Annotated in this window: 24 protein-coding genes and 1 tRNA gene; 15 read left to right on the forward strand and 10 right to left on the reverse strand. The window is 66.2% G+C overall.

Annotation, left to right across the window (positions count from 1 at the left end; genetic code table 11):
- Positions 1 to 84 precede the first annotated feature (84 nt).
- From ACPVPU_RS00540 to hslU, 6 genes are all read left to right on the forward strand, one after another.
- Positions 85 to 1,323 carry a DUF3422 domain-containing protein gene (locus ACPVPU_RS00540; RefSeq protein WP_448658961.1) on the forward strand — a complete coding sequence of 413 codons (1,239 nt, stop codon included), beginning with the start codon at positions 85 to 87 and terminating at the stop codon, positions 1,321 to 1,323.
- Between the two features lie 261 nt (positions 1,324 to 1,584).
- The gene (locus tag ACPVPU_RS00545; RefSeq protein ID WP_448658962.1) at positions 1,585 to 2,115 is read left to right on the forward strand and encodes a glycoside hydrolase family 108 protein; all 531 of its coding nucleotides are present in this window, start codon (positions 1,585 to 1,587) and stop codon (positions 2,113 to 2,115) included.
- A 73-nt stretch (positions 2,116 to 2,188) separates the two neighbouring features.
- Positions 2,189 to 2,602 (forward strand): holin family protein, encoded by a 414-nt coding sequence (locus ACPVPU_RS00550; protein ID WP_448658963.1) that lies wholly within the window; start codon positions 2,189 to 2,191, stop codon positions 2,600 to 2,602.
- Between the two features lie 92 nt (positions 2,603 to 2,694).
- Positions 2,695 to 4,125, forward strand: coding sequence for an NAD-dependent succinate-semialdehyde dehydrogenase (locus tag ACPVPU_RS00555; protein WP_448658964.1), 1,431 nt, complete (start codon positions 2,695 to 2,697; stop codon positions 4,123 to 4,125).
- A gap of 49 nt (positions 4,126 to 4,174) precedes the next feature.
- Positions 4,175 to 4,723: an ATP-dependent protease subunit HslV gene (gene hslV, locus ACPVPU_RS00560; RefSeq protein WP_448658965.1), complete on the forward strand. Its 549-nt coding sequence runs from the start codon at positions 4,175 to 4,177 to the stop codon at positions 4,721 to 4,723.
- A 144-nt stretch (positions 4,724 to 4,867) separates the two neighbouring features.
- Complete coding sequence (gene hslU / locus ACPVPU_RS00565; protein WP_448658966.1) at positions 4,868 to 6,166, forward strand: ATP-dependent protease ATPase subunit HslU; 1,299 nt, start codon at positions 4,868 to 4,870, stop codon at positions 6,164 to 6,166.
- Here the strand turns inward: hslU and ACPVPU_RS00570 are convergent, their stop codons facing one another.
- Genes ACPVPU_RS00570 through ACPVPU_RS00580 form a run of 3 tightly spaced genes read right to left on the reverse strand, consistent with a single transcriptional unit; the run spans position 6,167 to position 7,813 of the window.
- Positions 6,167 to 6,574, reverse strand: coding sequence for a DUF6491 family protein (locus tag ACPVPU_RS00570; RefSeq protein WP_448658967.1), 408 nt, complete (start codon positions 6,572 to 6,574; stop codon positions 6,167 to 6,169).
- Positions 6,575 to 6,616: 42 nt separating this feature from the next.
- Complete coding sequence (gene gloB, locus ACPVPU_RS00575; protein WP_448658968.1) at positions 6,617 to 7,354, reverse strand: hydroxyacylglutathione hydrolase; 738 nt, start codon at positions 7,352 to 7,354, stop codon at positions 6,617 to 6,619.
- A 3-nt stretch (positions 7,355 to 7,357) separates the two neighbouring features.
- A complete protein-coding gene (locus tag ACPVPU_RS00580; protein ID WP_448658969.1) occupies positions 7,358 to 7,813 on the reverse strand; it encodes a VOC family protein in 456 nt (151 codons plus the stop codon).
- Positions 7,814 to 7,940: 127 nt separating this feature from the next.
- Here ACPVPU_RS00580 and ACPVPU_RS00585 point away from each other — a divergent pair, with 127 nt between their 5' ends.
- Positions 7,941 to 8,684, forward strand: coding sequence for a sulfite exporter TauE/SafE family protein (locus ACPVPU_RS00585; RefSeq protein WP_448658971.1), 744 nt, complete (start codon positions 7,941 to 7,943; stop codon positions 8,682 to 8,684).
- Positions 8,685 to 8,699: 15 nt separating this feature from the next.
- Here the strand turns inward: ACPVPU_RS00585 and pepN are convergent, their stop codons facing one another.
- Complete coding sequence (gene pepN / locus ACPVPU_RS00590) at positions 8,700 to 11,294, reverse strand: aminopeptidase N (protein WP_448658972.1); 2,595 nt, start codon at positions 11,292 to 11,294, stop codon at positions 8,700 to 8,702.
- A 130-nt stretch (positions 11,295 to 11,424) separates the two neighbouring features.
- Between pepN and ACPVPU_RS00595 the strand changes: the two genes are divergently transcribed.
- Genes ACPVPU_RS00595 through ACPVPU_RS00605 form a run of 3 tightly spaced genes read left to right on the forward strand, consistent with a single transcriptional unit; the run spans position 11,425 to position 15,575 of the window.
- Entirely contained in the window at positions 11,425 to 13,095 is a 1,671-nt protein-coding gene (locus tag ACPVPU_RS00595) for a M28 family metallopeptidase (RefSeq protein WP_448658973.1), read from the forward strand.
- A 4-nt stretch (positions 13,096 to 13,099) separates the two neighbouring features.
- Complete coding sequence (locus tag ACPVPU_RS00600) at positions 13,100 to 14,725, forward strand: M28 family metallopeptidase (protein ID WP_448658974.1); 1,626 nt, start codon at positions 13,100 to 13,102, stop codon at positions 14,723 to 14,725.
- 1 nt (position 14,726) lies between these two features.
- Positions 14,727 to 15,575 carry an NAD(P)-dependent oxidoreductase gene (locus tag ACPVPU_RS00605; protein WP_448658975.1) on the forward strand — a complete coding sequence of 283 codons (849 nt, stop codon included), beginning with the start codon at positions 14,727 to 14,729 and terminating at the stop codon, positions 15,573 to 15,575.
- On the opposite strand, the gene ACPVPU_RS00610 is transcribed toward ACPVPU_RS00605, so the two are convergent.
- The 4 genes from ACPVPU_RS00610 to ACPVPU_RS00625 form a co-directional block, all read right to left on the reverse strand.
- Entirely contained in the window at positions 15,485 to 16,375 is an 891-nt protein-coding gene (locus ACPVPU_RS00610) for a DMT family transporter (RefSeq protein ID WP_448658976.1), read from the reverse strand. The two genes, ACPVPU_RS00605 and ACPVPU_RS00610, sit on opposite strands and share 91 nt — an antisense overlap.
- A 43-nt stretch (positions 16,376 to 16,418) precedes the next feature.
- Positions 16,419 to 17,420: a threonine aldolase family protein gene (locus ACPVPU_RS00615; RefSeq protein ID WP_448658977.1), complete on the reverse strand. Its 1,002-nt coding sequence runs from the start codon at positions 17,418 to 17,420 to the stop codon at positions 16,419 to 16,421.
- A 118-nt stretch (positions 17,421 to 17,538) separates the two neighbouring features.
- Positions 17,539 to 19,647: a transglycosylase domain-containing protein gene (locus tag ACPVPU_RS00620; RefSeq protein WP_448658978.1), complete on the reverse strand. Its 2,109-nt coding sequence runs from the start codon at positions 19,645 to 19,647 to the stop codon at positions 17,539 to 17,541.
- A gap of 196 nt (positions 19,648 to 19,843) precedes the next feature.
- Positions 19,844 to 20,410 (reverse strand): HNH endonuclease, encoded by a 567-nt coding sequence (locus ACPVPU_RS00625; RefSeq protein WP_448658979.1) that lies wholly within the window; start codon positions 20,408 to 20,410, stop codon positions 19,844 to 19,846.
- 104 nt (positions 20,411 to 20,514) lie between these two features.
- Between ACPVPU_RS00625 and gluQRS the strand changes: the two genes are divergently transcribed.
- The 5 genes from gluQRS to egtD all read left to right on the forward strand — a co-directional run bounded on the left by gluQRS (position 20,515) and on the right by egtD (position 24,566).
- Complete coding sequence (gluQRS, locus tag ACPVPU_RS00630) at positions 20,515 to 21,393, forward strand: tRNA glutamyl-Q(34) synthetase GluQRS (RefSeq protein ID WP_448658980.1); 879 nt, start codon at positions 20,515 to 20,517, stop codon at positions 21,391 to 21,393.
- Between the two features lie 9 nt (positions 21,394 to 21,402).
- A complete protein-coding gene (locus ACPVPU_RS00635; RefSeq protein WP_448658981.1) occupies positions 21,403 to 21,630 on the forward strand; it encodes a twin transmembrane helix small protein in 228 nt (75 codons plus the stop codon).
- Between the two features lie 22 nt (positions 21,631 to 21,652).
- A complete protein-coding gene (locus ACPVPU_RS00640; RefSeq protein ID WP_448658982.1) occupies positions 21,653 to 22,231 on the forward strand; it encodes a cob(I)yrinic acid a,c-diamide adenosyltransferase in 579 nt (192 codons plus the stop codon).
- 84 nt (positions 22,232 to 22,315) lie between these two features.
- A complete protein-coding gene (gene egtB / locus ACPVPU_RS00645) occupies positions 22,316 to 23,575 on the forward strand; it encodes an ergothioneine biosynthesis protein EgtB (RefSeq protein ID WP_448658983.1) in 1,260 nt (419 codons plus the stop codon).
- A 4-nt stretch (positions 23,576 to 23,579) separates the two neighbouring features.
- Positions 23,580 to 24,566 carry an L-histidine N(alpha)-methyltransferase gene (gene egtD / locus ACPVPU_RS00650; protein ID WP_448658984.1) on the forward strand — a complete coding sequence of 329 codons (987 nt, stop codon included), beginning with the start codon at positions 23,580 to 23,582 and terminating at the stop codon, positions 24,564 to 24,566.
- Between the two features lie 30 nt (positions 24,567 to 24,596).
- Here the strand turns inward: egtD and ACPVPU_RS00655 are convergent, their stop codons facing one another.
- Positions 24,597 to 24,863: a hypothetical protein gene (locus tag ACPVPU_RS00655; protein ID WP_448658985.1), complete on the reverse strand. Its 267-nt coding sequence runs from the start codon at positions 24,861 to 24,863 to the stop codon at positions 24,597 to 24,599.
- A 98-nt stretch (positions 24,864 to 24,961) separates the two neighbouring features.
- Positions 24,962 to 25,035 (reverse strand) — tRNA-Gln (locus tag ACPVPU_RS00660).
- Positions 25,036 to 25,078: the final 43 nt, after the last annotated feature.

Below are 25,078 nucleotides of genomic sequence, written 5' to 3' on the forward strand. Positions count from 1 at the left end.
TCGCGCCAAACATCATTTCGCGCCCGTCGCCGGTTCGACACGATCCGTTCCGGCTGATACGACAGGGGCGAGGGGATTGGGGGCATGGGCGTGACTGACGGCACCGAACATCCGCTGCGCCGGACCTTTTCCGAACTGATGCACCTGCGCACGCTGCCGATCGCGGCCCCGCCCTTTCGCGTCCGGCAATGGCTGCTGCTGCAGAACGGGCCGGTGCGCGACGCGACGGGCGCATGGCTGCAATCGATCGGCGCCCCGGCCGAAGCGCTGGAACGCGGCCGCCACGAAGTGCGCGACGCCCATGCGACCCGCATCTGGGAACAGCATACCGAATTCGCCACCGTCACCGAAGTGCGCAGCGACATCGCCGACGATCTCATCCCCGATTCGCCCTGGCTCGCCGCCCTGCCCGGCGCCGTGTTCCGATCCATCGAGGTGGTCGTATCCGCGCGCGGCGCCGCGCCGCCCGACCCCGCCCAGTTCGATCCCGCCCGCCTGGTCAGCGCGTTCGTCTTCGACGGCGCGGCGCGCATCTGGAGCGACTATTCGCTGAAGGCCGAGGGGGCGGGCCGCATCTGGATCGAGGATCTGGCGCTGGCCAATGACGAGCCCGCCCGCCTCGTCCAGACGCTGCTTGAGGTCGGCAATTACCGGAAACTCGCCCTGCTCGGCTTTCCGGAGGCGCGCGGTCTGCTTCCCTGGCTCAGCGAGGCGGAGGAACGCCACGCGACCCTTGCCCGCGCGCTCACCGCGCCGGACGGCGATGACGAGGCGCTCTTGGGCGCGCTCACCCGGCTGGCGACCGAGGTGGAGGACCGCGCCGCCGCCATCCGCTTCCGCATGGGGGCGACCTTTGCCTATCAGCGGCTGACGCTCGACCGGCTGCATTCGCTTCGGGAGACGCGGATCGCGGGCTTTTCCGGCCCGACCGAGTTCATCGAGCGTCGCCTCCTGCCCGCCATCCGCACCTGCGAGGTGGTGGACCGCCGCCTGACCGACCTGTCCGAACGCATCGCCCGCACCTGCAACCTCATCTCGCTGCGCCAGGGCCTTGCGCTCGAACGCCAGAATCAGGCGATCCTCACCAACATGAACCGGCGCGCCGACCTTCAGGTCCGGCTGCAGCAACTGGTCGAGGGCTTCTCGGTCTTCGCGCTCAGCTATTATGTGCTTGGCCTCATCGGCTATGTCGTGAAACCGTTCGGCGACAAGGATCATGGCGCGGCGCTCTGGATGGCGCTGGCCACCCCCGCCGTGCTCGCCCTGGTCTGGCTCGGCCTCAGCATCGTCAAGCGCCGCGTCCATACCCAGGTGGACGACTGAGCCGATAGCGCGCTCGGCATCGAAAATCCCTCACCCTTCCCACCGCCTGCGGCGGCGGGCCCCTTCCCTCTCCCGCTTGCGGGAGAGGGAGGGAGCGCCGTCAGGCGCGGAAGGGTGAGGACCTCCCTTCTTCACCGTCCGCACTCAACCCAAACCCCGTTCATCCTGAGCCGGTCGAAGGATACGTCCGGCCCTTCGCCTCTGTCCTACACATAACCATATCGGTTATTCCTTGCCCTCCCCAGACAGGAGGGCCAGCAAATGCACATCGAAACCCTGATCGACGCCGTCATCGACCGGGAGGGCGGATATGTCGATCACCCCGCGGATCGCGGCGGCGCCACCCGCTACGGCATCACCGAACGGGTCGCGCGGGCGGAGGGCTATGACGGCCCCATGCGCCACCTGCCGCGCAGTGTCGCCGCCAGCATCTATCGCCGCCTCTACTGGACCGGCCCCCGCCTAGACCGGATTGCGGAGCGCGCCCCGAAACTGGCCGCCGAACTGTTCGATACGGGCGTCAACATGGGGCCGCGCACCGCCGTCACCTTTCTTCAGCGCGCGCTGAACGCGCTCGACCGCGACGGCACCCTGCTGGTCCCGGACGGGCAGGCCGGGCCGAAGACGCTGGCGGCGCTCGACGCCTTTCTCGCCCAGCGCCCGACCCTGGGTGAAACGGTCCTGACCCGCGCCTGCGACGCGCTTCAGGGCGAACGCTATGTCGCGCTGGCCGAGCAGCGTCCGCTGAACAAGGCGTTCCTTTATGGCTGGCTGGCGAACCGAATCGGTTAGTGGCCCAACTTGACGAAATGCAATGCGTTGCGCGTAACTTTGTCAGCTTTCACGTGCTCGAAAGGAGCATCTCATGAGCATTCTCGGTTCCCTGATCGGCCCCGTTGCGGGCCTGATCGACAAGATCATTCCTGACCCAAAGGCGCGCGACGCCGCCAAGCTCGAACTGATGCGGCTGGAGGCCGCCAACGAGCTGGAGGGCGTCCGCACGCAACTCTCCGCGATCATCGCCGAGGCGCAGTCGCCCGATCCCTGGACCAGCCGCGCCCGCCCCAGCTTCCTCTATGTCATGTATGCGATTTTGCTTTTCTCCATCCCCATGGGTTTGATCGGCGCGGTGCGCCCGGAAATGGCGCAGGGGATCGCCGCTGCGATGAACGCCTATCTGAACGGCCTGCCAGAGCCGCTCTACGCGCTCTTCGGCACCGGCTATCTCGGCTACACCGCCGCTCGCCAATGGGGAAAGGCAAAGGGGGTGGACCGGTAAAGCAGGGAGCGGACCGGGGCCTTCTGCGTTGACGCACCATGCCCCGGCCCTGTTACGGTTGGGACACAATCCCAGCATCAAGGAGCCGCCCCATGTCCGACCTGATCCGCGAAGCCTGCTTGATCGACGGCGAATGGGTGACCGGCAATACGTGGATCGACGTCGACGATCCAGCCACCGGACGGATCATCGGCCGCGTGCCCGATCTCGGCGAGGCGGAAACCGACCAGGCAATCGCCGCCGCCTCCCATGCGATGACCGAATGGCGGCAATGGACGGCGGCGGAGCGCGCCCGGATCATCCGCCGCATCTTCGATTTGATGATGCAGCATCAGGACGCGCTCGGCGAACTGATGACGCTGGAACAGGGCAAGCCGCTGGCCGAGGCAAAGGGCGAGATCGCCTATGCCGCCAGCTTCTTCGAATGGTTCGCCGAAGAAGGGAAGCGTGCCTATGGCGACGTGATTCCGGGGCATCAGCGGGACAAGCGGATCGTCGTCCTGAAACAGCCGGTCGGCGTCGTCGCCGCGATCACGCCCTGGAACTTTCCCGCCGCGATGATCGCTCGAAAGCTCGCCCCCGCGCTGGCGGCGGGCTGCGGCATGGTCCTGAAACCCGCGCTGCAAACGCCGTTCAGCGCGCTCGCCATCGGCGCGATCGCGCTTGAGGCGGGCTTGCCAAAGGGGCTGTTCAACATCGTGACCGGTGATTCCGCCACCATCGGTGGCAAGCTGACCAGCGACCCGCGCGTGGCGAAACTCAGCTTCACCGGCTCCACCGCAACGGGTGCCAAACTGATGGCCCAGTGCGCGCCGACCATCAAGAAGCTCAGTCTGGAACTGGGCGGCAATGCCCCCTTCATCGTGTTCGACGATGCCGATCTCGATGCGGCGGTGGAGGGCGCGATCCAGTCCAAATATCGCAACAACGGCCAGACCTGCGTCTGCGCCAACCGCATCTATGCCCAGGCAGGCATCCACGACGCCTTTGTAGAAAAACTCGCTGCCGCCGCGTCAAAGCTGAAGCCCGCGCCGGGCACCGACCCGGACGCGAAACTGGGACCGCTCATCGACAAGAAGGCGCTGGAAAAGGTGGAGGCGCACGTCGCCGATGCACTGGAAAAGGGCGCAACCCTCGTCACCGGCGGTAAGCGGTCGGATGCCGGGCCACTCTTCTACCAACCCACCGTGCTGACCGGCGTGACCCCCGAGATGATCGCCACGCAGGAGGAAACCTTCGGCCCCGTCGCCCCGGTGCTGAAGTTCGAGACCGAGGAACAGGTGATCGCCGCCGCCAACGACAGCCCGTTCGGCCTGTCCGCCTATTTCTACGCCCGCGACCTGTCCCGTGTCTGGCGCGTGGCAGAGGCGATCGAGGCCGGGATGATCGGCATCAACACCGGCCTCATCTCGACCGAAGTCGCCCCCTTCGGCGGCGTCAAGCAATCGGGCATGGGCCGCGAAGGATCGCACTACGGCCTCGACGACTATCTTGAGACCAAATATCTCTGCATCGGCCTGTGAACCCGGCCGCCCTTGAACACGCCCTCGCTCACCTCCCATATCCGAACCCATGAGCGACAAGATCCAGTGGCACGGCACGACCATCCTTTCCGTGCGCAAATCCGGGAAAGTGGTGATCGCGGGCGACGGCCAGGTTTCCGCCGGACAGACGGTGATGAAACCCAATGCCCGCAAGGTCCGCCCGCTGGGCGACGGCAAGGTGATCGCCGGGTTCGCCGGGGCAACCGCTGATGCCTTTACCCTGTTCGAGCGGCTTGAGGGCAAGCTGGAACGCCATCAGGGCCAGCTCCTGCGCGCCGCGGTCGAACTGGCCAAGGACTGGCGGACCGACAAGTATCTGCGCAATCTGGAGGCGATGCTGATCGTCGCGGACAAGGATGTGACGCTGGTCATCACCGGAAATGGCGACGTGCTGGAGCCGGAGGCCGGTATCGCCGCGATCGGATCCGGCGGCAACTTCGCCCTCGCCGCCGCCCGCGCGCTGGCCGATTACGAACCCGATCCCGAAGTGCTGGCCCGCAAGGCAATGGCCATCGCCGCCGACCTCTGCGTCTACACCAACGACCGCCTGACCGTGGAGACGCTGGACGCCGCATAACCCTCTCCCGCTTGCGGGAGAGGAGCGAGACTTGATGAGCGAAGCGAGTTTAGTCGCAGCGGTGAGGGCCTTGCCGCGCGATGCTGAAAGAAAGGCCCTCACCCAACCCTCTCCCGCAAGCGGGAAAGGGCTCAAGAAGAAGCCATGAACGACCAACTCACCCCCAAAGCCATTGTCCGCGCGCTGGACGCCCACATCATCGGCCAGGCGGACGCCAAGCGCGCGGTCGCCGTTGCACTGCGCAACCGCTGGCGCCGCCAGCAGCTCGATGCCGACCTGCGCGACGAGGTTTCGCCCAAGAACATCCTGATGATCGGCCCCACCGGCTGCGGCAAGACCGAGATCAGCCGCCGGCTGGCCAAGCTGGCCGACGCGCCCTTCATCAAGGTGGAGGCGACCAAGTTCACCGAGGTCGGCTATGTCGGCCGCGACGTCGAACAGATCGCCCGTGACCTGGTGGAAGAGTCCATCCGGCTGGAGAAGGAACGCCGCCGGGTCGCGGTGAAGGACAAGGCGGAGGAAGCAGCGCTTGCACGCCTGCTCGATGCGCTGACCGGCAAGGATGCCAGCCAGGCGACGCGGGAGGCCTTTGCCCAGCGCTTCCGCGACGGTCAGCTCGACGACAAGGAAATCGAGATCGAGGTGGAGGCTGCCGCCCAGATGCCCTTCGAGGTGCCGGGCGCGCCGCAGGTCGGCATGATCAACCTGTCCGAAATGATGGGCAAGGCATTCGGCCAGAACAACCTGAAGCGCCGCAAGCTATCCGTCCCCGCCGCCTGGGCCAAGCTGGTCGAGGAAGAGGCCGACAAGCGGCTCGACCAGGACGATGTCGCCCGCGTCGCGCTTGCGGATGCAGAGGCGAACGGCATCGTCTTCCTCGACGAGATCGACAAGATCGCGGTCAGCGACGTGCGCGGCGGCTCGGTCAGCCGCGAGGGCGTGCAGCGCGACCTGCTGCCGCTGATCGAGGGCACTACCATCGCCACCAAATACGGCCCGATGAAAACCGACCATGTGCTGTTCATCGCCTCGGGCGCCTTTCATGTCGCCAAACCCAGCGACCTGTTGCCCGAACTTCAGGGTCGCCTGCCGATCCGGGTCGAGCTGAAGGCGCTGACGGTCGAAGATTTCGTAGCGATCCTGTCGGACACCAAGGCATCGCTGCTGCAGCAGTACGTTGCCCTGCTCGGCACCGAACAGGTCAGCGTCAGCTTCACCGAAGACGGCATCCGCGCCATCGCCCGCATCGCGGCGGACGTGAACGACAGCGTTGAGAATATCGGTGCCCGCCGACTGCAGACGGTGATGGAAAAGCTGCTGGAAGAAGTCAGCTTCGATGCCGAGGACCGTACCGGACAGACGCTGTCGGTGGATGCCGCCTATGTCGAGAAACAGCTGTCCGGCATTGCCCGCAATACCGATCTCAGCCGCTATGTCCTATGATCAGCTCGCCTTGTCATAGGGGACGAAGCTGCCATAGCGGCAATAGGCGCCGGGGATGCTGGTTCCGCGCTGCACCACGCGGAACCGGTCGTTGCGGCACATCTGGCTGCCATAGACTTCGGCGATGATGATGCTGTCCTGCGGACGCAGGCCTGGGCAGCTGCCCTGAAGTTCGTTGACCCAGACCCGCTTGCCGCCCTGGCGATAGATCAGGCGGTTGTCGCCGACGATCTGGGGGCCGTCGACCCCGATGGTGTCGATGCACAGCGACGGCGTACCGGCCACCCGCCCGTCGGTGGCCTTGGCGAAATCCTCGGCAGCCACCGCCTGCTGGCTGGCCATCTGTTCGGGGGTGGCCGCACATCCCGCTGCCGACAGCGCTGCCGCCAATGCCAATACCGCCTTCATCGCAACACTCCCCATTATCGTCTTAATGCCCGATCGTTTCACTCATCCCCTGAACCCATCCTTTACAGCGCGCAGTTCGCCCAGTCGTTCCGCGCTTCCTGCCCGCATGAACGGATTGGTCGCCAGCTCGGCCGCGATGCTGGTCGGAATGGTCGGCTCGCCCCGCTCGCGCATCGCGGCGACTTCAGCCAACCGCGCGGCGATGGCGGGATTGTCCGGTTCGACATGGGCGGCGAACCTGCCGTTGGACAGGGTATATTCGTGCGCACAATAGACCGCGGTATCGGGCGGCAAGGCGCTGAGGCGCTGCATGTTGGCGAACATCTGCGCGGCCGTTCCCTCGAACAACCGGCCGCATCCCATCGCGAACATCGTATCGCCGACGAACACGGCCCGGGCATCGGGCAGGTGATAGGCGATGTGCCCGGCGGTATGGGCGGGCACGGCCAGCACCTCTGCCGTCATCGCGCCCAGCGCAATCCGATCGCCCTCTGCCACCAGCCGATCGGCGGTGGGAATCCTGGCGGACTCAGCGGCGGGGGCGATGACCACCGCGCCGGTCGCGTCCTTGATCCCCTGATTACCGCCGGTGTGGTCGGGATGCCAGTGCGTGTTCCAGACCGCGCCAATCCGCCAGCCACGCGCATCGGCCGCTGCCAGCACCGGGTCGGCCGCCGCAGGGTCGACCACGATGGTTTCGCCCGACACCGGTTCGTGCACCAGCCAGATGTAATTGTCGCTGAGTGCGGGGATACGGACGATCTCGAGCGGCACGGTCATCGCTTACCAGACACCTGTATTGGGCATGGAAGACCATGGCTCGGCCGGGGCCAGCGCCTCGCCCTTTTGCAGCAGCTCGATGGAGATCAGATCCGGCGTCCGCACGAACGCCATATGCCCGTCACGCGGCGGCCGGTTGATGGTGACGCCCGCATCCATCAATCGCTGGCACGTGTCATAGATATTGGCCACGCGGTAGGCCAGATGACCGAAATTGCGCCCGCCATCATAAACCTCGGCAGGGCTGCCATCCTCTGGCGGCCAGTTATAGGTCAGCTCCACCTCGGCGCGGCCACGTCCCGTGGCGGGATCGATGTCATCCGGCGCGGCCAGGAAGATCAGGGTGAAGCGCCCGCCCTGGCTCTCCATCCGCTTGGTTTCCTGCAGGCCAAGCAGATTGAAGAAGCGGACGGTCGCGTCGGGATCGCTGACGCGGATCATGGTATGCAGATAATTCATTCGGTTTCGGCTCCGGGTTGCTGGCCGATAGATAGGGGTGGCGCCGAGACACGCCAAGCGCAGGCGCAATCACGAAAAGTCGCTGACCGCTTGATCCAATCGGCTAAAGACCCCTTCAATGGATAGCATGCTCCTCCTCGCGTTTGCCGCCGGCGCTCTTGGCGGGGCAATGAACGCGCTGGCCGGCGGCGGCACCTTTGCCACGCTGCCGGCCCTTATTGCGATCGGCCTGCCGGCAACGATCGCCAATGCCACGTCCAACGTCGCGCTGTTGCCGGGTGCCATCACCAGCGCATGGAGTTTCCGCCGAGAACTCGGCCCTCTGGGCGGCGTGTCCGTCGCACTGCTCGCCGCGATCTGTTTCGCCGGCGGCCTGGCGGGCAGCCTGCTGCTGGTGCTCACCCCCACCCGAACCTTCGATCTGCTGATCCCGTGGCTGCTGCTGACTGCATTCGTCGTCATCGCCTTCGGCAAGCGCGGTGCCGAATGGCTGCGGACGCGCTTCCAAATCGGGCGCCGGACGCTGATCGGCGCACAGGGGCTGCTCGGACTGTATGGCGGCTATTTCGGGGGTGGTGTCGGCATGATGATGACGGCGACCTATGGCCTGCTGGCCGGGCTGGACCCGCGCAGCCTGTTTGCGCCCAGGACGCTGATGCTGGCCGCCGCCAATCTTGCGGCCGCGATCGTGTTCATCGGCTTTGCCATGATCGACTGGAAAAGCTGTCTGCCGATGCTTACCGGCGCGATCCTGGGCGGATGGGTAGGCGCGGGTCTGGGCAAGCGCCTGCCGCCCCGCGCCGTCCGGTTGTGGACGCTGGCGGTGACGGGCGCGACGACCCTGGTGTTCTTCGTCCGCGCCTATGGCTGACGGAACGGGTCCGCCTCAGCCCTCCAGGCTTTTCGACGCCTGTTCGAACATGTCCTTGCTCAACCCTGGCTGCGCCAGGATGCGCGCCAGTCCAGCCCGCATCAGCGCCGCCCGCCCATCGTCGAAGCGCCGCCACCGGCCGAGCGGGGGCAGCAGCTTGGCCGCCGTTTGCGGGTTGAGCCGGTCGAGCGCGATCAGCTGATCCGCCAGGAAACGGTATCCGCTGCCGTCCGCCCGGTGAAACGCGCGCTGATTGACGCCGAACGCGCCCACCAGCGCCCGCGCGCGGTTGGGATTGGCCAGGGTAAAGTCGGGATGCGCCGCCAGTTCGACCACCGCCTCCAGCGTATCGTCACGGCTCGACAGCGCCTGGGTGGTGAACCATTTGTCGAGCACCAGCCCGTTGTCGCGGTAGCGCTGGTAAAAGATATCCAGCGCCGCCACCCGCTTGTCGGAGGACAGGTTGGCCAGCGTGCCCAGCGCACCCTGCCGGTCGGTCATGTTGTCGGCCTGTTCGAACTGGACAAAGGCCAGATCGGCCGCATCCGGTGCGCCCGATGCGGCGATATAGCCGAGCGCCACCGTCTTCAGCCGTCGCAGCCCCTTGCCCGAGGGCGAATATTCGAAGCGATTGCCGCTTGACCGGTCATAGGCCGCGCGCCAGTCCCCCTCCATCGCCCGGCCGATATCCCGGCGCAGCGCCTCTCGCGCGCGGTGGATGGCGTCGGGATCGACCCAGGCCATCTGATCCCCGACAAAGCTTTCGGCCGGCAACAGCACCGCCTCGGCGATGAAGGCGGGGTCGAGCACCGGATTGACCAGCGTGCCGCGCACTGCGTTGATGACGGGTTCGTGATCGGCCCGCCCCTCGGCCGTGGCGGTGATCAGGGTCTCCAGCATCAACTGCTGCATCGCCTCGTACCGGGCGAACGGATCGTCGTCATGCGCCGACAGGAAGGCAAGATCGGCCGGCGACCGATCGCTTTCCAGCACGATCGGTGCCGAAAAACCCCGGTTGATCGACAGGATGGGCCGTTCCCCGATGTCGGCGAAATGGACCGTCGCGTCGCCGTCGACCAGTTCGATCAGCCGCTCATCGCCCAGCGGCGCACCGCTATCGGCCCCGAACAGCCGGGTGCGCAGCGGAATATGCATCGGCAGCTTGTCCGGCTGGCCCGGAGTCGGCGGCACGGCCTGAGCCAGTTTCAGCGTGGCCGCACCCTTTGCCGCATCATAGGCCAGCCGGGCCGAAACGCGCGGCGTGCCTGCCTGGGAATACCAGCGGCGAAAGCGCGACAGATCGACCCCGCTCGCCTCTTCCATGCATGCGACAAAATCCTCGCACGTCGCCGCCGTGCCGTCGAAGCGGTCGAAATACAGATCGCTGCCTGCCCGGAACCGATCCGGCCCCAGGATCGCGGCCATCATCCGGATCAGTTCGGCACCCTTGTTATAGATGGTGGCGGTATAGAAATTGCTGATTTCGATATAGCTTTCGGGGCGCACCGGATGGGCGAGCGGCCCGGCATCCTCCGGAAACTGCGCGGCGCGCAGGCCGCGAACATCCTCGATCCGCTTGACGGCGGCACTGCCCTGATCGGCGGAAAAGCACTGGTCGCGATAGACGGTGAAGCCTTCCTTCAGGCTCAATTGAAACCAGTCGCGGCAGGTGACCCGGTTGCCCGACCAGTTGTGGAAATATTCGTGCGCCACAACCGCCGCGACCGCGTCGTAATCGTAATCCGTCGCGGTTTCGGGATCGGCCAGGATGTAGCGGCTGTTGAAGATGTTCAGCCCCTTGTTCTCCATCGCGCCGAAATTGAAATCGTCGACGGCGACGATGTTGAACACGTCCAGATCATATTCCCGGCCGTAGACCTGTTCATCCCAGCGCATCGCGGTCTGCAATGCGGCCAGGGCATGATCGGTCTTGCCCAGGTCGCGCGCGCGGACCCAGATCGCCAGCTGCACTTCCCGCCCGCCACGGGTGGTAAAGGTCGCGCGATTGGCGGCCAGATCGCCGGCGACCAGCGCGAACAGATAACAGGGTTTCGGATAGGGATCGGTCCATTCCGCCCAATGGCGGCCGCCATCCAGGTCGCCCGACGCCACCGGATCGCCATTGGCCAGCAGCACCGGATAGCGCGCCTTGTCCGCCGTCATCCGTACGGAATAGCGGCTGAGCACATCGGGCCGGTCGGGGAAGGGCGTGATCCGGCGGAACCCTTCCGCCTCGCACTGGGTGCACAGATTGCCGCCCGATGCATAGAGGCCCATCAACTGGGTATTGCGATCCGGCGCCAGCGCCACCCGGGTCGTGATGCGATGCTGGGCCCCGTCCAGCGGCAGGATCAGCCGATCATCCGTGATCACGGCATCCTGTTCGACCCCGTCGACCGTCACCGACAGCAGTTCCAGCGCCTCGGCGTTCAGTACCAGCGGCCGCCCATGCGCGCCGTTCCGCTCGACGGTCAGCGTCGCGGTGACCAGGGTGCGCGCGGCATCCAGCTGAAAATCGAGCGCGACCTGCGGCACCATCCAGTCGGGCGCGAGATAGGCGTCGCGCCGGATGGCCGGTGGCGTCACGGGGGCGGACATTGCGTCGAGCATGGGCGTCACCTTGATTGAACCGCCGGGACCGGCCGACCGCATAGTGCCGACATTTGGTCCGAGTGTGCGACTTGTGCAAGACGCTGGGCCTGCTAGGCATCGGGTATCCGTTGTTTTGTCGAGGATGTCCATGTTCCGCTACGCCGCCCCCCTTCTTCTTTTGACCGTCAGCCTGCCGACGCTGGCACTGGCCCAGACCGCCCCGGACGCCGCGCCGCAACAACCCGCTCCGGTCGTCGCTCCGCTGACCGACGCCGAATCCGCGATGAAGGCGCATGTGATGTTTCTGGCATCGGATGCGCTGAAGGGGCGCGAAGCCGGAACCCCGGAATATGAAGTCGCGGCCAATTATGTCGCATCCCAGTTCTTTGCGGCCGGGCTGCAGCCGGGCGGGGATGCCGGCAGCTATTTCCAGCGCGTTCCGCTGATCGGATACAAGGCCGCCGGCGAGGGAAGCTATGCGATCACCGGCCCTGCCGGATCGACCGTCCTGGCGTTCGGCAAGGATTATATCCCCAGCCCCGATTCGGCCCGCGCCGAGCGCACGACCGAAGGGGAAGTGGTGTTCGTCGGCCAGGGCATTTCGGCGCCGCATCGCGGCCGCGACGATTTCGCCGGCGTCGATGTGAAGGGGCGGATCGTCGCCCTGTTCAACGGCGCGCCCGCCGATTTCGATGGCGAGGAACGGGCGCATTTCGGATCGATCGCCAACAAGATCGCCGTGGCTGCGCAAAAGGGCGCGATCGGCGTCATCGTCCTGCAAACCGCCGCATCGGAAAAGATCCGGCCCTTTGACCGGCAGGCCAGCACCTATGATGCCCTGCGCGTTACCTGGACCCGGCCGGACGGCAGTGTCGCCAGCACCGCCACCACGACGCCCAGCCTGGGGATCCTGAGCCAGGCCGGTGCGGAGAAGCTGTTCGCCGGCGCCGCCACCCCCTGGGCGACCATCACCAAGCAGGCGGAGGATCCGTCGGCGAAGTTCAAGCCCTTCGTGCTCAAGACCCGGCTGAAAGCCACGACGAAGACCGAGATTTCCAAGCTGGAAAGCTCGAACGTCGCGGGTCTGCTGCCCGGCAGCGACCCGGCGGTGAAGGACGAGGTCGTGGTGCTGACCGCGCATCTGGACCATGTCGGGGTGGGCCGGGCCAAGGACGGCGACACCATCTACAACGGCGCGATGGACAATGCGGTCGGCATCGCATCGCTGATCGAGGAGGCAAAGCGGTTCAAGGCATCCGGCAAGCCGCCGCGCCGCTCCATCCTGTTCCTGGCGGTCACCGCCGAGGAAAAGGGGCTGGTCGGCTCCGACTATTTCGCCAACAATCCGACGCTGCCCAAGGAACGGCTGGTCGCCAACGTCAATCTCGACATGCCGATCATCACCTACAAGTTCGAAGACGTCATCGCCTTTGGATCGGACCGCACGACTCTGGGCCCGATGGTGCGTCAGGCCGCAGCCGAGGCGGGCGCTGTCTTTTCGCCCGACCCCATGCCGGAACAGGGGCTGTTCGTCCGTTCCGACCATTACCGGTTCGTGCAGCAGGGTATTCCGTCGGTGTTCCTGTGGCCGGGCACCAAGGGGCCGGGCAAGGCGGCGACAGACGAGTTCTTCGCCAATCACTATCACCAGGCATCGGACGAACTGGACCAGATTCCGGTGATCGACTGGTCGTCGGGCGTGCGGTTCATCGACGTGAATTACCAGATCGCCCGGAATATCGCCGATGCCCCGGAGCGGCCGCGGTGGAACAAGGGCGATTTCTTCGGAACGCTCTATAACGGCGTCGGAGCCAGATAAGCCGATGAAGGCGTCGATGATGCTGGCGAGCGCGATCCTGGCCCTGTGCAGCCCTGCGCTGTCGGTGGCCGTCCGGGCGCAGGCCGGACCGGATGCTGCGCAGGAGGCGGCACTACGCGCGCACGTCACCTTCCTGGCCGACGATGCGCTGCGCGGCCGGGAAGCCGGCACCCCCGATTACGATGTCGCCGCCGCCTATGTCGCTGCGCAGATGCAGGCGGCGGGGCTTGAGCCGGGGGGGATCGACGGCAGCTGGTACCAGCCGGTGCCGCTGGTCGGCGCGGTGGCGGCAGTCGAACCGGTGCTGACCCTGAACCGGTCTGGCGTAGCGCAGCCCATGCTGTTCGGCACCGATTTCACGATCCGCGCCGTGGCCGGACCGGAACGCATCGCGGTCGATGCCCCGGTCGTCTTTGCCGGATATGGCATCAGCGACGCAGCGATCGGCCGCGACGATTATGCCGGACTGGATGTTGCCGGGAAGATCGTTGCCGTCCTGTATTCGGGACCAAAGGGGCTGAACAGCGAAGTCAGCGCGCATCTGGGCAGCCGGGGGGACCGTGCGGTCATCGCCCGACAGAAGGGCGCGGCGGGCATCGTCTATCTGATGACCAGCCAGATCGAAAGCGTCTATCCGTTCAGTTCGATGAAGCGCAACTGGCAGGGCAAGGCGATGGCCTGGGCCAATGCCGACGGCACGCCGCAGGGGGGCGGCGCGCCGCAGATCGGCGTCATCAGCCTGGCCGGCGCAGCAAAGCTGTTCGGCACGAAGCGCTGGGCCGCGATCCGGGCGGCCGATGACGCGGGCCGGCCGCTGCCCCATCGGGGAGCGACCGGGGCTTCGCTGGCGACCGAGCAGCGATTCACGATCGACCGTGTGACCAGCCCCAATGTCGTCGGGCGTATTCCCGGCAGCGATCCGACGCTGGCGGCGGAGGCCGTGGTGCTGACCGCGCATCTCGATCATGTCGGGACAAAGGCCGACGGGGATGGCGACCGGATCAGCAACGGGGCGATGGACAACGCCATTGGCATCGCTGCGATGCTGGAGGTGGGGCGGGCCATCCGTGCATCGGCCACCCCGCCCCGCCGGTCGATCCTGCTGGTCGCGGTTACTGCCGAGGAAAAGGGGCTGATCGGTTCCGATTATTTCGCTCGGTTCCCGACAATGGCCAGGGATCGCATCGTGGCCAACGTCAATCTGGACATGCCGATCCTGACCTACCGGTTCCAGGACCTCGTCGCCTATGGCGCGGATCGATCGAGCATCGGAGCCGCCGTCGACCGGGCGGCACGGACATCCGGTTTCGTGCTGGTCCCCGACCCCGACCCCGGACAGGCCAGTTTCGTGCGGACCGACCATTACAGCTTCGTGCGGCAGGGCATCCCCTCCGTATCGTTGGAACCCGGGCCGGGCGGCGCGGGCGCAGCGGCTGCCAAGCGGTTCCTGGACGATCATTATCATCAGGTATCGGACGATCTGAACCAGCCGTTCGACTGGACGGCGGCGCGCGCCTTTGTCCGGGTCAACGCCGATGTCGCTCTTGATCTGGCCAATGGCGATGCACGGCCGACCTGGAAAAAGGGGGATTATTTCGGGCTGCTCTATGGGGGGCCGGGGGCCAGGTAACATGCGCATGCTGATTTTCGGCATGGGCTATACTGCTGCTCGGATCGCCGCGCTCGCATCGTCGCACGGCGCGGTCGTGATGGGGACCACCCGCGACGGCAGGAACGGGACGATCCGGTTCGACGATGCCCAGGCCGTGACCGCTGCCGTGGCGGCGGCCACGCACCTGCTGTCCTCCGTTCCGCCGGACGGGGCGACGGGCACGGACCCTGTGATCGATCGCTATGGCGGCGCGTTGACGGGCCATCGTGGCCGGATCGGCTATCTGTCGGCCACCGGGGTTTACGGCGATACGGGCGGTGCCTGGATCGACGAAAGCGCGGCGATCGGCACCGGTCGGCGGAGCGCCCGGGCAGCCGCCGATCTGGCATGGCAGGCACTGGGGTCCAGCATCTATCGCCTGCCGGGCATCTATGGCCCCGGCCGCTCGGCGCTCGACCGGGTTCGGGAGGGCCGGGCCAACCGAATCGACCTGCCCGGACAAGTGTTCAGCCGCGTCCATGTCGACGACATCGCATCGGGCGTGATGGCGGGGATGACCGGCTCGGCCGGGATCTACAATCTGGCCGATGACAATCCATGCAGCCAGAATGACGTCATCGCCTATGCCTGCATGATCACCGGGCTGCCCTTGCCGCCGCTCCTGACGCTGGAACAGGCGAAATTGTCGCCGATGGCGCGGGATTTCTATACCGAAAACCGGCGGATTGCGAATGGCAGGGCACGGCGGTTGCTCGGTTGGCGGCCACGGTACCCGGATTACCGCGCCGGCCTGCGCGCCCTCAACGCGACGATCAGCCCGATCAGCACCAGCACCCCCCCTGCCGCCGCCAGCACCGACCATCGGTAACCTTCGAACAGCGTCGACAGGGCCATGGCAATGACCGGGACGACGACACTGTTGTAAGCGGCCTTAGCCGGGCCGATCTGACGGATCAGCCCGAAATAAAGAGGAAAGGCGATGGCGGATCCGGCCAGCCCCAGGAACAGCAGCCCGGCGATGTAACCGGCCCTGAAATCGAACACCGGCGGCCCGACCAGCACCCAGGCCAGCAGCGCGTCGATGACAGCCCCGATCAGCATCGCATGGCCCAGCATGGTCGCCATCGGATAGGCGCGTGCGGTCTGCGTCGCCTGCAGCACATTGGCGGTCGATGCGCTCATCACCCCCATCAGCGTGATGCCGATGCCCAGCGCCACCGCACCGGCGCCGTTGGGATCGGCCCGCAGTTCATGGCCGAACAGCAATGCCGTACCGACCATGGCGATGGCCGATCCGACAAGGAATCTGCCCGTCACCTGCTGACCAAGAAAGCGCCGGGCCAGCAGCGCATTGGGCACAATCAACAGCGCAAAGACGACCGCCACCAGGCCCGAGGTGATGAACCGTTCCGCCTGATAGACGAAATTGAAATTGAGCACGAACTGACTGCCGCCAAGCAACACGGCAAAACGCCAGCCGCGCGCATCGAGGCGCATCCGCTCGCCCCGGAGCCGCGCCCAGACGAGCATTGCCGCCCCGGCAATGGCGAACCGATAGGCCACGGACCAATTGGCCGGCACCACGCCCAGCTGGTCCCGGATGACGATCCACGTCGATCCCCAGATCAGCGTGACGATGATGAACGGGATCAGGACCGCAGGGCGCACGACCGGTCCCCAGCCAAACGCCACGCGGTCCGTGCGGCGATGCTCACAATGCCTGGATCGCGGCTGCCAGCGGCCGGACGGCGGCGGCGTCCTGGTCCCAGCCGACCACCAGCCGCGCCTCGCCCGGCCCCCAGTCATAGAAATCGAATCCCTGCCCGCGCAGCAGGGCGGCTTCATCGGCCGTCAGGCGCAGGAACACCTCGTTGGCCTCGACCGGATGGATCAACCGCCCGCCCGCCGCTTGGGCCAGCATCGCCGCCCCGGCATTGGCGGCCCGCGCATTGGCCAGCCACACGTCATCGTCGAGCATCGCCAGCAACTGCGCCGCCAGATAGCGACCCTTGGACTGCAGATGGCCCGCCCGCTTGCGCCGCCGCCGGGCACCCGCCGCCAGGTCGGGCCGGAACAGCACCAGCGCCTCCGCGCTCATGCCGCCATTCTTGATGAAGCCGAAGCTGAGTGCATCGACGCCCGCCCGCCAGGTCGCATCGGCCGGCGAACAACCGCGATGGACGATCGCATTGGCAAAGCGCGCACCGTCCATGTGCAGGCCAAGCCCATGGTCCCGCGCCACCGCCCCGATCGCAGCTACCTCGTCGAGCGAATAGGACAGGCCCCATTCGGTCGCGTTGGTGATGGAAATGGCATGGGCCTGCACCTGATGCACGTCCGGCCGGATCGCCGCCAGGGCAGCGATCAGCGCATCCGGCGTCAATTTGGCACCATCGCCGTCGACCGGCATCAACCGCGCGCCATGCGTGAAAAACTCGGGCGCGCCCGCCTCATCCACGACGATATGCGCCTCGCGGTGGCACAGGACGCCGCCGTCGGGCGGGCACATCGCCGCCAGCGCCAGGCAATTGGCCGCCGTCCCCGTCGCCACCCACAGCACCGCGACCTCGGTTTCGAACAGCGCGGAAAATTGGGCATCCAACGCCTGACTGATCGCATCGCCGTCATAGGCAGTGTCCTGCACATTGGCGCGAACGATCGCGTCCATCACGGCGGGACAGGCGGGCGCGGCATTGTCGGAAAAAAAGCGCATCCAGTCTGCCTTTCAGCGGCACCCACATCCCGCATGCCGAGCGAAAATCACCCGACGCACAGGGTCGGGCCGTGGCGCACGCCCTAAGCGCCCGCGCCGCCGCCCGTCAATCGCCTGGCTATTCCCCTTCCGGCTCCGGTTCCCCGCGCGGCGGCGGGGCACGGGGGCCGCGCAGATCCAGCTGGAACGGGGCCTCGCGGCGCTGCTGCTGGCGACGGTCCTCGGGCCGGACGATATCGACGCCGCCGTCGCGGTCGATCACGACGCTGGTGCCATCGCCCAGCTGGGCATCGAACACCGGTTCGCCGGGGCCGGGCATGCCCAGTTCATCCTCGATCGCATCGACCTCATTGCCCAGATCGAACCCGTCGGTTTCGTTGACCAGCTCGGGCTCATCCTCCGGCAGGTCGACGGCACGACGCATCACATCGGCCCATAGCCGTGCGGGCAGTCCACCGCCCGACAGCCCCGGATTGGGTGAATTGTCGTCATTGCCCAGCCAGACGCCGACGATCAGTCCTTCGGCATAACCGATGAACCAGCCGTCGCGATTGTCCTGGGTCGTACCGGTCTTGCCGTAAACCGGCACCGGCAGGCGCGCCGCGCTGCCCGACCCCTTGTCCACCACCGCCCGCAACAGCTGGCGCATATCCTCCAGTTCGCGCGAGCCGATCGATCGCCGCCCGCCCGTCAGCCGGTCGAGCCATCCCGCCTCTCCGGTTTCCGCAAGACCGCGCGGCTTCACCGGATATTCCCCGGCCGCGATCGCCGCATAGGCAGCGGTCAGTTCAAGCAGCGACACGGACGGCGTACCCAGCGCGATGGTCGCCTCCGCCGGGATCGGGGTGGTCACGCCCAGGTCGCGGGCCGCCCGGATCACGGCGCGCGGCCCCACCTCGTTGGTCAGGCGCGCGGCAGCGACGTTGCTGGACCAGGCAAACGCCCCCTCCAGGCTCATGCTGCCGCGATAGCGCCCGCCGTCATTCTTGGGGCTCCACCCGGCGATGGTCAGCGGCGTATCCTCCACCCGGTCATCGGGACGCATGCCCGACCGCAGCGCCGCCAGATAGACGAACAGCTTGAACGTGCTGCCCGGCTGGCGATTGGCGGCGGTGGCGCGGTTGAACTGGTTCGCCCGGTAATCCTTGCCGCCGACCATTGCGACCACCCGGCCATCGGGGCGCATCGCGACGATCGCCACCTGCGCCTTGGTCAGCCGTGCGGATCGCACCGCGCCCTCGGCCGCGCGCTGGATGCGCGTTTCCAGCGTGGTCTTGATCTCGACGCCGTTTTCGACGCCGCCGGCGCGGTCCCGCGCCTCTGGCAGAACCCAGTCACTGAAATAGGTCCCGGTGGGCAGCGTATCGGATCGCTCGACCCGCAGCCGCGCCGGCTGAACCGCATCGCCCTCCGCCTGGGTCAGGAACCCGGCGTCCACCATCGCGCCGACCACGACCGACTGGCGCTCGCGCGCACCGGCCAGATTGGATGTCGGTGCCAGCCGCGACGGCGCCTTGACCAGCCCGGCCAGCATGGCCGCCTGCGCAGTGGTCAGCCGCTCCGGCGACCGGCTGAAATAATGGCGTGCGGCCGCCCGCAGACCATAGACATTGTCGCCGAAATAGACGTTCGACAGATAGCGCGACAGGATATCGTCCTTGGTCAGCCACGCCTCCAGCCAAAATGCGATCAGCACCTCGCGCGCCTTGCGGGTAAAGGTGCGGTCGGAATTGAGGAAGGCGTTCTTTGCCAATTGCTGGGTGATGGTGCTGGCACCCTGCGACCGGCCGTCGCTGAAACTGTTGTGGATGACCGCGCGCAGGATGCCGCGAGGGTCTACGCCCCAGTGCGACCGGAACCGGCGATCCTCGATGGCCAGGAACGCGTTGACGACATGTTCGGGCAGCGCGGCGGCATCCACCGGATCCTCGATCCGCGCACCCGACCGGGCGATCGGCGTTCCTTCGGCCGACAACAGGGTGATCGACGGCGGAACTGGCGGCTCAAGCGACTTGGACAGTGGGGCGGTGAAGGCCAGCCAGCCAATGGCCAGCACGACCAGAAACAGGCCAAGGCCGGCCGCCCGCGACAGGTTGCGCCACGTCACCCATCGACGCTTGCGGATGGCCGGCAGCTGCGCCTGCGGCGACGCCCGGCCCGCGGGATCGAACTCCGCGCCGGGCATGATCGGGTCGGGCACTGCCGGCTTGCGAAACCATTTGAACATGACGGGGTGTTTTATCCGAGCAATACGGCTTCGACAAGCATCGGGCGGTGCCGGGCATTCCGGGCAACAATCGGCATCATGCGGATCGCCCCCCAATGGTTCCGGCCAGCGAGGCCAATGCGATACCGCGCAGCCGCTGTCATCGCAATGAACGATGCGGATCGCCGGTCATGCGGCCGGGGTGGCCGATGGCGGGCTATGCCTCCAGCTCGATATCCCAGTACAGCCAGTCATGCCAGCTGTCGTGCAGGTAATTGGGGGGGAACCGGCGGCCATGTTCCTGCAATTGCCAGTTGGTCGGGCGGATGGGCGCGATGCGCAGCGGCATCGCCGCCTGCTTCGGCGTCCGCCCCCCTTTCTTCAGGTTGCACGGGGCGCAGGCGGTGCAGACATTTTCCCAGGTCGTTCGCCCGCCCTGGGCGCGCGGCACAACGTGGTCGAACGTCAGATCCCTTGGACTGCCGCAATACTGGCATTCGAACTTGTCGCGCAGGAACAGGTTGAACCGCGTGAAAGCCGGAAATTGCGACGGTTTCACATATTGCTTCAGCGCGATAACCGACGGCAGCCGCATCCGGGCGGTCGGGCTGCGGATTTCGCGTTCATACTGGGCGACGATGTCGACCCGTTCCAGGAACACTGCCTTGATCGCTGTCTGCCACGGCCAGACGCTCAGCGGATAATAGCTGAGCGGGGTATAGTCCGCATTCAGCACCAGCGCGGGGCATCCGTCGGGATGCCGGATCAGATCGGGATGAAACATCCTGTCTCCCTCACCATGCGCGTCACCCTTTCGCCGGAAAGCATGACGGCACTATGACAGCATGGCCGCTTTGGCCGGGTCAACCCGAACTTGTTGAGGAATCTGTGGATAAGTCTGTGGTCACCCGGTTTGCCCCCAGCCCCACCGGTGCGCTGCACCTTGGCCATGCGCTGTCGGCGGTAACGGCCGACCATGCGGCGCGGGCAGCAGGCGGCCGGTTCATCCTGCGGATCGAGGATCTGGATGGCGGGCGCAGCCGGAAGGAATGGGTTGATGCGATCTTCACCGACCTGGCCTGGCTCGGCCTTGGCTGGGAAACGCCGGTCTGGTTCCAGTCGCGGCGGCTGGACAGTTATGCGGCTGCGCTGGACAGGCTGCGGACGGCGGGCCTGCTCTATCCCTGTTTCTGCACCCGGGCGGAAATCGCGCGCGAGAGTGCGGCCAGCCTGTCCGCGCCGCACGGTCCGGACGGACCCGTCTATCCCGGCACCTGCCGCAGCCGTTCGGCGGCCGAACGGGCCGAGCGGATCGCACGGGGCGATGCCCATAGCTGGCGGCTGAACGTGGCAGCCGCCATGGATCGCGCCGGGCGCCTGGAATGGCACGATCGGCATGCGGGCAGGATCGCGGCCCGGCCCGGGCTGTTCGGCGATGTGGTGCTGGCGCGCAAGGATGCGCCGGCCAGCTATCACCTGGCGGTCACGCTGGACGACGCGGCACAGGGCGTGACGCTGGTGGTGCGCGGACGCGACCTGTTCGATGCCACGCATGTCCACCGCTTGCTTCAGGCTTTGCTGGACCTGCCGGTTCCCGATTACTGCCACCATCACCTGATCGGCGACGCGGCCGGGCGGCGGCTGGCCAAGCGGGAACGGGCGGCATCGCTCGCCGATCTGCGCGCGGCGGGGATGGACGGTCACTCGCTTGCGCAAATGTTGCTGGCCGGCCGACTGCCGCTTGGTTTTCGGTTTCTGGATGCCTAGATAACGGCCATGCAAACGTTCCTAATCCTCCTGCTCGTCGCGGCGATGATCGCCACCGTTGTCGCGCTGGTTCGCGGCATCATCGCGTTTCTACGCACGACCGAGGCGGAGCTTAAGGGAGAGGGACCCGCCCGTTCCAGCGTTCAGTCGAACAAAATGATGCAGGCGCGCGTGATGTTTCAGGCGCTGGCGGTCCTGATCGTCGTGGTGATCCTGTTCGCCGCGGGCCGGACCTGAGCCACGGCGCGACGGGGGCGACATGGTCAAGCTGAATCGGATCTACACCCGCACGGGTGACAACGGCACGACCGGGCTGGTCGACGGGTCGCGTGTCGCCAAGCATGACGCACGGCTGAATGCCATCGGAGAGGTGGACGAGGCGAACAGCGCGATCGGGCTGGCGATGACCGCCACCGGCATGCCGCCGACGATCCGTGCGATGCTGGAGCGGGTGCAGAACGACCTGTTCGATCTGGGCGCAGACCTGGCGACCCCGCTGGCAGACGATGAGGCACCCGGTGCCATGCTGCGTATCGTCGCGGAACAGCCCGCGTGGCTCGAATCAATGATCGATGCCGTTAACGCCGATCTCGCCGCGCTGAACAGCTTCATCCTGCCGGGCGGCAATCCCGCCGCGGCCGGATTGCATCTGGCGCGAGCCATTGCCCGCCGGGCGGAACGGGCTGCGGTCGCGGCGGCCGATGTCCACCGCCTGAACCCTCACGCGCTGGCCTATCTGAACCGGCTGTCGGATCTTTTGTTCGTTCTTGCACGAATGATGAACCAAAATGGCGCCAGCGACGTTTTGTGGATACCGGGGGCGTCACAGACGACTTGATCGACTGTTCGTGCGGCGTCCCCTGATGTTGTCGGTAACCCGATCGGCAGCGCGAACGAACCCCAGGATGCACGGGGGCAATGGATGCACGAAGGATTGGCACGATCGTCGGCCATTGGCCCGCTGGCCGAGCGACTGACCGCCGTCCGCTCCCTGTCAGAGGCATTGGTCGAACGGCTGAGCGATGCCGATGCCACCGTCCAGTCGATGGACGATGCCAGCCCCGCCAAATGGCATCTGGCCCACACGACCTGGTTTTTCGAAACCTTTGTCCTGCGCGACCATGTGCCGGGATACCGCCTGTACGACGAACGCTATCCGTTTCTGTTCAACAGCTATTACGAAGCCGAAGGGCCGCGCCACGCCAGGCCCAATCGCGGGCTGATCACGCGCCCGACCCTGACAGAGGTGCTGGACTGGCGCCGTTCGGTGAATGCGGCCCTGGTCGATGCGCTGCCATCACTCGGCGCGGATGCGCTGACTTTGGTGGAGCTGGGCTGTCACCACGAACAGCAGCATCAGGAACTGCTGCTGACCGACATCCTGCACCTCTTTGCCCAAAACCCGCTGGAACCGGCCCTGTGGCAGGGCGACCCCAAACAGCCCGTGGGCATGCCAGGCCCCGTCAACTGGATGCCGGGTCATGCCGGGCTGGTCGAAATCGGACATGACGGCAGGGGCTTTGCATTTGATTGCGAAGGGCCGCGCCACAGCGTGCATCTGGCTCCCCATGCGCTTGCCGACCGGACCGTCACCAACGGCGAATGGGCCGATTTCATCGCCGATGGCGGCTATGATACGCCGCGCTGGTGGCTGTCGGACGGGTGGGCGTGGGTGCAGGCACATCAGGTTGAGGCCCCCCTGTACTGGCGACGCGAAGGGCGCACCTGGACCCGGTTCGGCCTAGACGGCCGCCGTCCGCTCGATCCTGCAGCGCCGGTCACGCATATCAGCTTTTACGAAGCCGACGCTTATGCCGCTTGGGCGGGCGCGCGGCTGCCGACCGAGGCGGAATGGGAATCGGCGGCCAGCGGCCATGATCCGATGGTCGGCAACCTGCTCAACCGCGCCGGTCCGGCCGAGCCGCGTCCGGCACGGGGCGGTCCAGCATTTTTCGGCGATGTCTGGGAATGGACGGGCAGCGCCTATCGCCCGCATCCCGGCTTTAGAGCAGCCGAGGGTGCGGTCGGCGAATATAATGGCAAGTTCATGAGCGGCCAGTTCGTCCTGCGCGGCGGCAGCTGCGCGACGCCGCGCGGCCATGTCCGCGCCTGTTACCGAAACTTCTTTCATCCCCACCAGCGCTGGCAATTTACCGGCCTGCGCCTTGCCAAGGATCTGTAATCCGATGTGGACCGATCATACCGCGCAGGCCCCTGCCCGTCCCACCGCCACCATCGATCCGCATTTCCGCGCCGATGTGCTTGCGGGTCTTTCCACCGAGCAAAAGGCGATACCGGCCCGGTGGTTTTACGATCATCGCGGATCGGAATTGTTCGAGGCGATTACCGAGCTTCCGGAATATTATCCGACGCGTACCGAGGCGGCGCTTTTGGAACAGGCCGGACCGGAGCTGCGCGCGCTGAAGGGGATCGGTTGCGCGATCGTCGAATTCGGATCGGGTTCGTCCGCCAAGACGCCGATCCTGCTGCGTCATGTCGATCCCGCGGCTTATGTCCCGATCGACATTTCCGGGGATTTTCTGCGCGAATCCGCTGACGGCATTGCCAGCGCCTTTCCCGGCATCGGCGTTTTCCCGGTCGAGGCGAACTTCATGCAGCCGGTGCCGTTGCCGCGCGCCATTGCCGACCTGCCGAAGCTGGGCTTTTTCCCCGGGTCGACCATCGGCAACCTGACCCCGTCGGCTGCGATCGACTTGTTGCGGACCATGCGCCAGTCGCTGGGAGAAGGCGCGCGGTTGCTGATCGGCATCGACCGGACCAAGCCGGCCGACGTGCTGGTGCCTGCCTATGACGACGCGCAGGGGGTGACGGCCGCGTTCAACCTCAATCTACTGACCCGCATCAACCGCGAACTGGATGGCACGATTCCGGTGGACGCATTCCGGCACAAGGCCTTGTGGAACGATGCCCGTTCGCGGATCGAAATGCATCTGGAGGCGATGGCCGACCTGAGCTTCTCGGTCGCCGGCCAATCCTTTTCCATGCGCGCTGGCGATACGATCCACACCGAAAACAGCCACAAATATGGGCTTCGTGACGCTCGGGTGCTATTGTCGGCTGGCGGATGGACGCCGATCCGCGAGTGGCAGGACGATCGAGGCTGGTTCGGTCTGACGCTGGCTCAGGCGATGCCGCATCCGGCAGCCCCCTGATCGTCGCAGCCCAAAACCTTCTCGGAAAACTCAGCCTTTGCCGGTTCGCTGCGGCTGCCGTTGATCGGTCAGCTGCAGCGTCCGCCGTCCCATGATCCAGTTCCATGCGCGGTGGCGGGCCAGATCACGCCGCCGCGTCCGCCGGTGATCGGCCAGGCGCTGTCGATCGATGACCATTCGACCGATCCGGTAGAGAAGCGGGGCAATTGCCAGGCACCCCAAAGCGGGCAGCATCCACCACGGAATCAGCTCGAAATGCAGCATGTCGCGAGTCTCCCCGCGCCGCATCTGGGCCATTCCGCCGTTATTGTGCAATTGCGAAGATTGCAGTCACGATCGCACCCCGTGACGCATCAGCCGTTCAACGCGGGACCGAGAGACAGCAGCGGAAGGAATGGATGCCCGACAAGGATTCGAACCTTGATTGACGGAGTCAGAGTCCGCTCTCTTACCATTAGAGGATCGGGCAATCGTCGGGCGCAGATAGGTCCGGCATTTCACCCTGTCAATGC

It is taken from the genome of Sphingomonas paludis (genome assembly GCF_053502515.1).